9 protein-coding genes are annotated in these 11,459 nt (G+C 42.9%); 2 read left to right on the top strand and 7 right to left on the bottom strand.

Translation table 11 applies throughout. The annotated features are described in order from the left end of the window. Positions 1-24: 24 nt before the first annotated feature. The gene (locus tag ACSLUK_RS14940; protein WP_448549515.1) at positions 25-2,445 is read right to left on the bottom strand and encodes a TonB-dependent receptor plug domain-containing protein; all 2,421 of its coding nucleotides are present in this window, start codon (positions 2,443-2,445) and stop codon (positions 25-27) included. Positions 2,446-2,779: 334 nt separating this feature from the next. Next, positions 2,780-3,646, bottom strand: a complete 867-nt coding sequence (gene rpoH, locus ACSLUK_RS14935; RefSeq protein ID WP_448549472.1) for an RNA polymerase sigma factor RpoH — start codon at positions 3,644-3,646, stop codon at positions 2,780-2,782. Between the two features lie 237 nt (positions 3,647-3,883). On the opposite strand from rpoH, the gene ACSLUK_RS14930 reads away from it, so the two are divergent. Beyond that, positions 3,884-5,098, top strand: coding sequence for an EAL and HDOD domain-containing protein (locus tag ACSLUK_RS14930; protein WP_448549471.1), 1,215 nt, complete (start codon positions 3,884-3,886; stop codon positions 5,096-5,098). On the opposite strand, the gene ftsX is transcribed toward ACSLUK_RS14930, so the two are convergent. From ftsX to ftsY, 3 genes are read right to left on the bottom strand one after another with little or no spacing between them, the layout of a single operon-like run. Continuing rightward, positions 5,095-6,060 carry a permease-like cell division protein FtsX gene (gene ftsX, locus ACSLUK_RS14925; protein WP_448549470.1) on the bottom strand — a complete coding sequence of 322 codons (966 nt, stop codon included), beginning with the start codon at positions 6,058-6,060 and terminating at the stop codon, positions 5,095-5,097. The two genes, ACSLUK_RS14930 and ftsX, sit on opposite strands and share 4 nt — an antisense overlap. After that, entirely contained in the window at positions 6,053-6,745 is a 693-nt protein-coding gene (gene ftsE, locus ACSLUK_RS14920; RefSeq protein ID WP_448549469.1) for a cell division ATP-binding protein FtsE, read from the bottom strand. Before ftsE ends, ftsX begins: the two co-directional genes overlap by 8 nt. Positions 6,746-6,785: 40 nt before the next feature. Next, positions 6,786-8,024, bottom strand: a complete 1,239-nt coding sequence (gene ftsY / locus ACSLUK_RS14915; RefSeq protein WP_448549468.1) for a signal recognition particle-docking protein FtsY — start codon at positions 8,022-8,024, stop codon at positions 6,786-6,788. Between the two features lie 116 nt (positions 8,025-8,140). Between ftsY and rsmD the strand changes: the two genes are divergently transcribed. After that, positions 8,141-8,749: a 16S rRNA (guanine(966)-N(2))-methyltransferase RsmD gene (gene rsmD, locus ACSLUK_RS14910; RefSeq protein WP_448549467.1), complete on the top strand. Its 609-nt coding sequence runs from the start codon at positions 8,141-8,143 to the stop codon at positions 8,747-8,749. 14 nt (positions 8,750-8,763) lie between these two features. Here the strand turns inward: rsmD and ACSLUK_RS14905 are convergent, their stop codons facing one another. Next, a complete protein-coding gene (locus ACSLUK_RS14905; RefSeq protein WP_448549466.1) occupies positions 8,764-9,354 on the bottom strand; it encodes a YjaG family protein in 591 nt (196 codons plus the stop codon). A gap of 50 nt (positions 9,355-9,404) precedes the next feature. After that, positions 9,405-11,348, bottom strand: coding sequence for a hypothetical protein (locus ACSLUK_RS14900; protein WP_448549465.1), 1,944 nt, complete (start codon positions 11,346-11,348; stop codon positions 9,405-9,407). Positions 11,349-11,459: the final 111 nt, after the last annotated feature.

The raw sequence follows: 11,459 nt of genomic DNA, 5'->3' as shown, positions 1-11,459 counted from the left end.
CCTTATGAATCTGCAAATGCTGTATTAAAATTTCACGGTTGTTCCAATGAAGAATGTACGGCCAATAACATCATATATACTTGGTACCGTATTCATGTCATTGCCGTCTGGCACATTTTCAGGCTCAGTATCGAATAGATTTTTTACCCCGCCTGTAAACATCACTTGATCATTCAAGTGATATGCAGCAGAAAGGTTATGATAGACTACATCATCGGTTTCATAGACTTCACCTGATTCAGCGCCTTGCATGCCTTGAATATACTGTGCGGTATACAGTAGATTTAAATCTTCTGTAATATCAGTGCTTACCGTTAAATTTGATTTCAACTGAGAATAACCGCCCATGTTGCCGTTTATCGTACCCTCATAGCTCACATCATCTTGGTCGAAATTAATCAGATACGTTGTGTCTAAGTTCACTTTAAAGTAATCATGACTGTACGAAACATTCCAATCGACCCCCGATGTTTCTTGATAACCAATGTTGGTTAACGCAGAAGTCATTTCAGACAAGTCACCATTTGGCGTAATATTGATGGTAGTACATGCAGTTAAATCCCCCTCATAACACTTGTTCATCTCATTTTGTACGTCCACGCGACTTATCGCGTTGGTGATGTCAAAAGCCCAGTAGTCTACTGTAGTTGATAGGCCGTCAGAGATTTCCCACACCGCCCCCAACGTGAAGGACTCACTTTCTTCTGGTTTTAGGTTTTCATCACTGGTGTAGTTCACTAAAATCTGCGAATCTTGCGCGTTACCCCACGGATCTTCCAAATAGTCATACGAGCCGGTATTACCGCCATACAATTCTGATACATTCGGCGCTCTAAATCCTGTCGCTGCCACAGAGCGCAACATAAAGGTATCGGTAAAGCGGTATGTTGCCCCTAACTTCCAAGTTGTTGCTCCACCAAATGTCGAGTAATAGTCATAACGTGTCGCTGCATCTACGGTAAATTTCTCAGTTACAGGGACTGAAAGCTCACCATAAATTGACTGCACAGCATAGTTACCATCGGTTGGGTCTTGTTGTGCGGCGGTACTTTCTCCTGCTTGCGTAATAAGATCTGGCGTGTAGTAACCAGCTTCATAACGGCTTTCAATTCCCACCGCATAACCTATATCGCTTTCTGTAACGCCGCTCAAACCCGCTGCCAGAATGAATTGCTCATTTCCACCTTCATTCTGTTCGGTATATAAAATGCCTTCCGATTCTAGAAATGCTTTATCAATCGGTTCGCCACTTAACCAAAGCTCCTGATGATCATAAATACTCTGCTCCATATTACCCGCATGTATTGAGTTAAACACTCGATCTTTCGACTCGTTACGGCCGTATGTTGCTGATATATCCCATGTCATGTCGTTGTCTAAATAGCCTTTAATACCAACAGATGCTCGGTAAGTATCTGTTTCCTGTTCATAGATACGAGGACCTGCATCCGTCATCCGACGACGATATTCTACCTCGTCCGGCATATCACCACTGGCAATACCTGTAGTTACCCCACCGCCATCTGCTAGCTCAGACGTATCTAGCATAATAGACGCGGGTTGTGGTGCCATTTGTTGATTGGATTCTCTACGGGTATACATAAAATCAGCGCTTAACTCAGTATCTGTTGCAATCTCTTTATTGAAACTCGTGAAAAAGCTATACAGATCGTTTGGCGTTTGCGCATAACTATCATCGGTATAGTCGTAGCAGGTATCACGCGGTTTAAAGCCACCTTCACCGTCTGGCATCATGCCTCCGATAGTGCCGCCCGGAATAAATGATGAGCAGCCAGGTTCGACAAAATCTCGATCTGATTGAATTACTTCGCCGCGTGACGAATACTGAACCCCTAACACTAAATTACCATCGGCAAATTCAGTACCATGTAACAAGCTAATCCCACCACTAGTGCCATCGCCTTTATCCGTTTGGCTGCCTTCCACGCTCATTTCCGTACCAACAAAGTCTTTCTTGGTAATGATGTTTACCACACCGGCAATCGCATCTGAGCCATAAACCGCCGATGCGCCATCTTTTAGTATTTCAATTGATTTGATCATCGCAACTGGTATGGTGTTTAAATCGACCGATGAATCGGCACCAGTGCCTGACGCCACCATGCGACGGCCATTCAACAACACCAACGTACGTTGCGTACCCATACCACGTAGATTCACCGTGGCAGAACCACCAGAGCCATTGTTTGATGTAGCTCCCAAACTCATGCCTGCGGCCGCAGGTTGCGTTGAAAGAATCTCTTGCACCGATGTATAACCACTTTGCTGAATAAAGTCGGCGTCAATGACTGTTACCGGACTCGCGGTTTCAACATCCGTGCGATTGATACGCGATCCAGTTACTTCAATACGCTCAACTTGTGCTTCCTCATCGGCAGCAAACGAGTGAAATGAATATGTTGATGTGGTAGCAACACCAATCATCAACGCCTTACTTATGCCTTTGTTTAACTTGCTTCTTGAAATCACAGGAGTACCTCGCATTTGTACCAATTGAATTAAATAATCAATCACTTGGCATTCGTTATCATTTGTCAGCCAACATGACTGTGATTTCAGTGTGCGATAGCCACAAACAAAAGTTCGTTATTTATTGTGGGGAAGTTGTTATTCCAGTAACCCAATTGTAATTAATTGAATAAATAGCGGAAAAACCAAACTAATTTGTAATGAAAACTAGACAATTCGGTAGCAGTTCCAAATCATCGGGCACAAAAAAACCGGCTAGTTAGCCGGTTTTTCATAATGGGATGTCTTATTAAATAGACATTGCGCCTTTCAGTTTATTCAACGCGTTTTTTTCAAGTTGTCGTACACGCTCTGCAGATATTTGATACTTATCAGCCAAATCTTGCAGCGTGCTCTTGTCTTCGTCTAACCAACGCGTTTTGATAATATCCTGACTACGTTCATCTAACCCCACCAGCGCAGAAGCAAGTTTTTGGTTAGCATGATCTTCCCAGTTTTGGTCTTCAACCATGGTTGCCAGATCAGAAGCTTTATCTTCAAGATATAAGGCAGGTGAGTAATTACCCGCGCCCGCACTGCTATCATCATCGTCAGAAGATAGTTCAAATGCCTGATCCTGACTGGTCATGCGCGATTCCATTTCAAGGACATCTTTGCGCGTTACACCAAGAGTTTCTGCTACGTTTTCAATTTCTTCGTTGCTGAACCAACCTAAGCGTTTCTTATTCTTACGTAGGTTAAAAAACAATTTACGTTGTGCTTTGGTAGTGGCTACTTTCACGATGCGCCAATTACGCAATACAAACTCGTGAATTTCAGCTTTGATCCAATGAACAGCAAATGATACTAATCGAACACCTACTTCTGGATTAAAGCGCTTAACCGCTTTCATCAGACCAACATTGCCTTCTTGAATTAGATCTGATTGTGGTAACCCATAACCTGAATAACCTTTGGCAACATGAATAACAAATCGTAGATGCGACATAATTAATTCTTGCGCCGCTTGTAGGTTATTTTCTTCGTGTAATTGAGTCGCCAACTCATGCTCACGCTCAGCACTTAGCATTGGAATGCTGTATGCCGATTGCACATAGGCTTCAATACTACCACTGTGTGGGACTGAAAGCGCCATTGATTGCATTGTTTCACTCATTCGAACTAACCTCTTCTTTATTACTGCTCGCGATTTTAGCACAACATCGTAGGTTATGCGAATATCGGGACGACCAACATTAACGTACTAGACAGTACGATACAACATGTGCTTTCATTAAAATGTTACGTATTGTTATCTACACTATACTTAGTTTGGCATTATTCGTTTATAAAGCAGATAGTTAACAACAAATCTAGCCTTTGTTAAATTTTTAATAATTTTGAGGAATCGCCTGTGTACTCATATGTCGCCCGACAACCCATTCTCAATACAGCGAGCGAAGTCATTGCTTATGAGTTGTTGTTTAGAGACGGTGAAGATAACCGTTTTCCTAACATAGATCCCAATCAAGCCACCTCGAGTATATTAACCCATAACCAACTGACCATGGGCATTGAAGATATCACAGGCGAATTGACTGCCTTTATCAACTTTCATCAAGACACCTTAATCAATAATTTCCCTACCTTTCTTGATCCAAAGAAAGTAGTCATTGAAGTTCTTGAAGACATAAAAATATCACCCGCTCTAATCAAAGCTTGTCGCTTACTAAAAGAACAAGGATATCGCCTGGCACTGGATGACTATGACTTTGATCCTAAATGGCGTGTACTCATGCCATATATTGACATCGTCAAAGTAGATGTAATGGAGATAAGCTTACTGAAAATCAGCCGCAGTGTACGTGAACTTGAAAATCATAATGTCACTCTTCTAGCTGAAAAAGTAGAAACTGCGAAGCAATTTGAACAATTAAAGCTGCTCAATTTCACCCAATTCCAAGGTTATTTTTTCGCTAAACCAGAGATTTTGAGAAGAAGAAAAATTGGCACTTCAGAGCGAAGCCTACTCGAATTGATAGAACAATCGAGCCAAAAGTCGCTCGATTTTGCACGCATCAACGAAATTCTTGAAACAGATCCTGGGCTGACCTATAAATTATTGCGCTTTATTAATAGCCCAACGTACGGTTGCAGTCAGGAAATTACTTCTCTCAAACATGCACTAGCATTTATTGGTGAGTCAGAATTACAGAAGTTTATCTCGCTATTAGCCCTATCAAATCTCAACAAAGACAAACCCAGCGAAATACTGCGACTTTCACTCGCCAGAGCTAAGTTTTGTGAGCAGATTTCACTCTATCGCCAAGATGATGAAAATCCGCCTAAAGCATTTCTTACCGGTATGTTGTCACTCATCGATGGCATCTTAAACTATGAATTAAATCAAGTACTCGATATGCTTCCAATACACGGTGATATTAAGGCGGCTATTCGTCAAGAAGACAATAAACTGCACCACTATTTGAGACTGGCTATCGCGTTAGAACAAGGAGATTGGGAAATTGCGGCACGTTATCAGACATTGCTCAATATTGGCGGGCGCGCGTGTGAAAACGCACATAAAATGGCATTTGAATGGGCTGACAATCTCCTAGAAATTAACTAGTCAGCCGTTGGCTCGATCGCACGTATGTGTTTTCTTACCGAAATATAGCTACCCGACAGCCCTAACGCTACCGCGAGTGAAGTCAGTATCATTAGTTCATTAAATGACAAACCAATCAATTGAAATTGGCTATGATAAAGGTCTGTCAGCTCTACCAACGCATAGCCAAAATACCAAGTTAGAATACTGACACAAAGGCTAGCCACTAAGCCGCCAATAACGCCATACCATACACCTGCATATAAGAATGGCCGTTGGATGAAAGCGTCAGTTGCACCAACCAATTTCATCACAGCAATGGCATCCCTCTGATTTAATATGGCTAAACGGATCGTATTGCCAATAATCAGCACCACAGACAGGCATAACAAGAAGCCAATGCCGATGACAATATTTTCGATCAGTGTTGCAATGGCTTGTAATCGCGTTAGCCATTCAACATCTAGCTTTCCCTGATCGACTTCGTTTTCACCTTCTAGCTTGAGTAACAATTCTTGTGCAGCCTGTGGCTGGCTGGCACGCTGCGTTGGCGTTACTAATACGGTCACTGGCAACGGGTTGGTATCAAGATACGCAAGTGCCTCGCCAAAGCCAGACATCACTTTGAAGTCGGCCAATGCCGATTCAGATGAAATGTATTGCACAGACGCAACTTCCGAGTACAGCTTGATTCGCTCAACAAAATGTAACGCAGCCTTCTCGCTGATCCCGGGCTTTAGAAACAAGCTAATTTCAGATGCAGAATCCCATTGTTCAGAGATCGCGTTAGCGTTTTTGACAAACAAATGTAAGGTTGCCGGCAAAGTTAAGCTAATCCCTAACACCATAATAGTCATCATAGAAGAAAAAGGGGTTCGCCATAAATCACCAAGACTGCCAATCGCTTGTTGCAAATGTCTGATAATACGCGCTTGAATTCGCTGAATGAGAGATTGTTTGCCGTTACGTGCAGCATTAATCATGAGTTGGTACCTGCAATCCTTCCATTAAGCCGTCGGTAATCATTACGCCTTGTTTTAACGTTAACGTACGATAACGTAAGCGCGCGATTAGCCCAAGATCATGAGTCGCGATCAAAACGGCGACACCGACGTCATTAAGCTCTTCAAAAAGTTTAATGATCTCTAAGCTCAGCTTAGGGTCTAGGTTTCCAGTGGGTTCATCTGCTAAAAGAATGGGGGGTTTATTGACAATCGCTCTGGCAATTCCTACACGCTGCTGCTCACCGCCAGATAACATGTTAGGTAAACACTTCATTTTGTCGAGCAAATGAACTTTATCTAATGCCGCTTCAACACGCGCTTTGGTTTCTTTGTGAGAAAATCCTTCGATAATTAACGGTAAAGCGACATTGTCAAATACGGTGCGATCCATCAGCAAATTATGATGCTGAAAAATCATGCCAATACCACGTCTTACGTAGGGAACTTGATGATAGTCAACTGAGCCTAAATGTTTGCCGTTAATATAAACACTGCCACTAGATGGTGTTTCCATTAGGCTCATTAACTTCAATAAAGTGCTTTTGCCGGCTCCCGAATGTCCAGTTAAAAACGCCATTTCACCAGCGCCCAACTCAAAGGAGACATTTTTCAGCGCCAGCGACCCACCAGGGTAGGTCTTACTCACATTATCAAAGCGAATCATCTTATTATTATTTTGCTCTTATTTAGTAAAGTGGTGAAAACTACTTCTCGGTAAATAGTGCCTCAATAAAATCGTGACTATCGAATGGCCTTAGATCGTCGATACCTTCGCCCACCCCTAAGTACCGAATTGGAATACCATACTTGTCAGCCACGGCAAATACAACACCACCTTTTGCAGTACCGTCAAGCTTGGTTAAGGTAATGCCAGTCAAACCAACCGCATCGTTAAACAATTCCGCTTGGCTAAGGGCATTTTGTCCCGTGCCCGCATCAATAGTCAACATGACTTCATGCGGTGCATTTTCATCCAACTTCTTAATAACACGCACCACTTTCTTTAATTCTTCCATCAAGTGACCTTTGTTTTGTAAACGTCCCGCGGTATCAGCGATGATCACGTCAACATTTCGTGCTTTAGCAGCGCTAATGGCGTCAAAAATAACAGATGCACTGTCTGCACCGGTATGTTGGGCAATAACAGGTATATTATTACGTTCGCCCCAGACTTCCAATTGTTCAACTGCTGCCGCGCGGAAAGTATCGCCCGCCGCCAACAACACTGATTTTCCTTGCGCCTGAAATTGCTTAGCCAGTTTACCTATTGTTGTCGTTTTACCGACACCGTTTACCCCAACCATCAAGATCACATAAGGGCCATCTTGCTCAGGCAACACTAGCGGCTGGCTCACGGGCTCTATGATCTTGCTTAATTCAACTTTCAATAAGTCGTATAACGCTTCTGCGTCTTTTAACTGACTACGTGACGCCGCTTCAGTCAATGATTCAATAATTTTAGTGGTGGTTTCTACACCAACATCTGCCAACAGCAAATGTGTTTCGAGCTCTTCGAATAACTCGTCATCAATTTTTTTGCCACGGAATAAATCAAAAATGCCGCCACCTAAGTTTTGACGCGTCTTTGACAACCCTTGTTTCAGGCGAGCAAAAAATCCAAGCTTCTGCTCTGGCTCTGGCTCTGGCTCTGGCTCTGGCTCTGGCTCTGGCTCTGGCTCTGGCTCTGGCTCTGGCTCTGGCTCTGGCTCTGGCTCTGGCTCTGGCTCTGGCTCTGGCTCTGGCTCTGGCTCTGGCAAGTCAGTGTTTGTCGCGTCTTGTTGCCCGTCAAGTGTACTTTCAGGCTTTTCTTCAATCGCTTGCTCTCGCGCTGGAATATCAATATCTGATTCCGTAGAGTTTTCCTCTACAGCTTCTTGCGTTTCTTTGTCTTCTTTGCGGCTACCAAAACCTAGCCAGGAAAACATACCTTTTTTCTTCGACATAATTAAACGTTACAACATTAATTCAGGTAATTGTTTGGTACTTGTACCAATCAAGGATAAAATTGCCCGTATAGTATCACTGAAATCTCTTACAACAAACCAAAGCAGCTCAAGATATGCGCAATAACCGTAAAAGTTCTGGCAGTAATCGCCCAAAATCCGCTCCTAAAAGCGCAGGTAGTGGCATGATCCGTATCATAGGTGGTCAACACAGAGGTAGAAAACTCAGTGTCATTGATGCCCAAGGGCTGCGACCTACCACAGATCGCGTCAAGGAAACCGTTTTTAACTGGCTTATGCCATATATTCACGGTAGTCGTTGTCTCGACTGTTTCGCGGGTTCAGGAAGTTTAGGGTTTGAAGCGTGGTCGCGTGGGGCAGAACATGTGATGCTGATCGAAAAAAATCCAACTGCGCACCAACAACTTGAGGCCAACAAGGCACTACTTGATGCCCAAAAGATTTCCATACAAAAGGGCGATGCCATAGCAACTCTCACAAAACCACCTGCGCAGCCGTTTAATATCGTATTTATCGATCCGCCGTTTTTCAAAGGCTTACTCGAAGAAACCTTACGCCAGCTCACGCTTGGTTGGTTAGCTGAAGATGCATTAATCTATATTGAAACTGAACGCGACGCGTCTCTCGATTGTATTCCGCAGGGGTTTACGTTGTTAAAAGAGAAATTCGCCGGTCAAGTACGCTACGCGTTATATCAGGTTTAGTGCCGTCGACGACGTTAGTCAACGACCTCAATACCTAAGTTGGATAAACCTTCTTCGGTTACCAGTTGACGAATCTTATCTAACGTAGCTTTGTTTTCTTTTGACGCCACTAAGATTTCGCACAGTTCCTGCTGGGTTTCTTGTTCCCATTGCGTAAGTGGGTGATCATCGATCATCGCTTGGCTCACTTCACTGTCGACTTCTTGAGCTAACACAAGCTCGACATAGAAATTGACGCTGTTCAGCGATAAACGCGAAACACTATGCGCCCCTTGCTCATCACTGTCTTGCATCGCCTGCAACAGGGACATCATCGCCATTGTGCAATCCAATGCAGGGTAAACACCAAACGAATCAAACATTTCAGGATCTGGCACCAGTGGTTCAAGTTTCGCCAGCTGCGCTTCATAGTTGAGTTTAACTTTTTGTGATTTGTCCAGCTTTTGCCATATCAGATTTAGCTGATTACGTAATATTTTATCGTCGCCAAACTCACTATTTGCACTGAATAGCTGATAATTCGGCAACATGCGCTCTAATAATGCAGCGCTAAAGGCATACTGTTGCCACAGCGACAACTTAGATAATGATTGAACAATTGACACAAATAAATCACTTTTTAAACGTTAACACCGCGCTAGTATAACGATTTTCTTTAGGAAGATTGCAATTTTTCCAGTTGTTTTTGCGCATATTCAAACCGTAAACGGTATTCTCTAATCTGATCTTCTAGTTCAGCGACTTTTTCTGTGAGTTCAGTCTGTAGTTCCTGGTTTTCATCGCGTAGGTACTTAATTGTTTCTCGCGCTTTGCTGTATTCCTCTTCTTGTTTTTCGCGATGTCCATCCACTTTATCTTGCGCTTGAGCCAACTGCTCTTTTGTTGCGGTAAGTTGTGCATTAAGTTTGTCAACTTGTGACTGATGCTGAGCTGACTCTTTCGCCAACTGTTGACTATGTTCAGTTACTTCATTGAGTTTTTCTTGTATAGCAAGCAATGACTGTGCAGTTTTATCGTGTTCCTCGTCCTTAAACTCTATACGCGATTTGAGCTGGGTGTTTTCGTCAGTCAGTGTTGTGATTGCTGACGTGAATTTACTTTTTGATTGAGCAGCGTCTTGTTCAAGTTGTGCTATTTTTTGTTCCGCTTGTTCCATTTGCTGAGTTATTGTCTGGCATTGTTTTGTTCGTTCTTTAAGTTCATGCTGCGTACTCGCCAGTGACTGTTTAAAGCGAGAAAGCTCTATTGTTGCTTCTTTGCCTTTTGAATCTGTTTCATTAAGTGCGGTTGTTAGCTCTTCCACTTTTGCTCTTAGTTGCGCAATTTGTTGGTCTTCGTCTGCCAACGATGCTTTTGATTGCGCGAGGGACTCCTCTAACTGGGTGATGTTATCCGAGAGTTGCGATTTTTCAGTTTGTAGTTGTTGTACTTTTTCTTCAAGAACATCATGTTTTGCCTGCACAGATTCTTTCGCAGCCACTTCCGTTTCTTTGGCTGTTGTCATTTCAGCTAATGCTTGTTGAGCCTGTGCTAACGTTTGCTTCAGTTGCTCTAGTTGCTCATTACCTTTATTGGCTTCTGTTAGTTCAGCTTCTCGCTCCGCTAATTTATCAATGAGTACCTGCTGTTCATCAGTCAATACGTCATTGTGACCTTGAATTGATGCAACCTGCGACTTCAGACTTTCACTTTCTAACTGCAATTCGTGAAATGCTTCTTTATCACTTGCAATTTGACTTTGTAATGCGGTTATCTCTTGAGTGAGTTTATCTATTTCAGCGGACTCTGATGCATGATTAGAAGAAAGCTCGGCAACACTCGTTGATAGCGCCTGTTGTTCAGCAACAAGCAGATCTTGCTCACTTAAGAGAGCTTGATATAAGGCATCCTTATCCGCAAGCTGCCGCGTTAAATCTGCAATCTGTTGATCGTGTTGCTCATTGCTTTGTTCTAACGACGACGATGCATGTTCGTTGCTGGATTTCTCAAGCGATAATTCCGCATTGAGTACATCAAGTTGGTTTTTAAGTTCAGAAATTTGCTGGTTCTGTATATTGAGCGTGGCAGCTTTAGCTTGTTCGTTTTTATTTAGCTTCGCATGCTGTTCTTGCAGCTTATCACGCTCGTCCTTGAGTTCCGCTAACGTTGATTCAAGCGCCGTTTTGCTACTTGCTTCTTCAGTTAACGATTTTTTTAAAACCTTAAGCTCACTGGAAAGTGACGCGATTTCATCAATTTTCTCTTTAAGCACCTGCTCAGTATCGGATAATTGCGCATTGCTAAACGCCTCTGCCGATTCAGCTGCCTGTTGATAAGTGGCAACTTTTGCTTCAAGGTCAGCGATACGCTTAGCATCAGATTCGACTTGGGTGTGTTGGTTATTAAGTTGCTGCTGGCTTGTTTCAATTTGCTGTTCGCTTTGTTTGGCAAGCTTTTGATAGGCCGGATGGTTAACGACTTGTTCTTCTGTGACTTCAATCGATGCTTTCTGAGATTCAAGCAACGACAGTATGCTTTCCTCAACCTGCACATATATGTCACCAGCGAGTTGTTGAATACGTTCATCAACCTCTCTAGAAAGTGGCTTTTCTCCTGCCATAAAGGCTCCACAAATGAATCAGCATTCTTTTAAACTAGCACAGCTTTTACAATTATTGAATAAAAAACAAACAACAAGGTGATATTTGTGTTGATAGGAATAGGGCTAAAG

The sequence above is a fragment of the Thalassotalea fusca genome (assembly GCF_053485835.1).
This window is presented reverse-complemented; position numbering and strand designations above follow the sequence as displayed.

Excerpts from the sequence above, each read along its gene's own strand:
- ACSLUK_RS14940 (WP_448549515.1), bottom strand. The coding sequence starts at position 2,445 with ATGATTGGTGTTGCTACCACATCAACATATTCATTTCACTCGTTTGCT.
- rpoH (WP_448549472.1), bottom strand. The coding sequence starts at position 3,646 with ATGAGTGAAACAATGCAATCAATGGCGCTTTCAGTCCCACACAGTGGT.
- ftsX (WP_448549470.1), bottom strand. The coding sequence starts at position 6,060 with ATGATTAATGCTGCACGTAACGGCAAACAATCTCTCATTCAGCGAATT.
- ftsE (WP_448549469.1), bottom strand. The coding sequence starts at position 6,745 with ATGATTCGCTTTGATAATGTGAGTAAGACCTACCCTGGTGGGTCGCTG.
- ftsY (WP_448549468.1), bottom strand. The coding sequence starts at position 8,024 with ATGTCGAAGAAAAAAGGTATGTTTTCCTGGCTAGGTTTTGGTAGCCGC.
- rsmD (WP_448549467.1), top strand. The coding sequence starts at position 8,141 with ATGCGCAATAACCGTAAAAGTTCTGGCAGTAATCGCCCAAAATCCGCT.
- ACSLUK_RS14900 (WP_448549465.1), bottom strand. The coding sequence starts at position 11,348 with ATGGCAGGAGAAAAGCCACTTTCTAGAGAGGTTGATGAACGTATTCAA.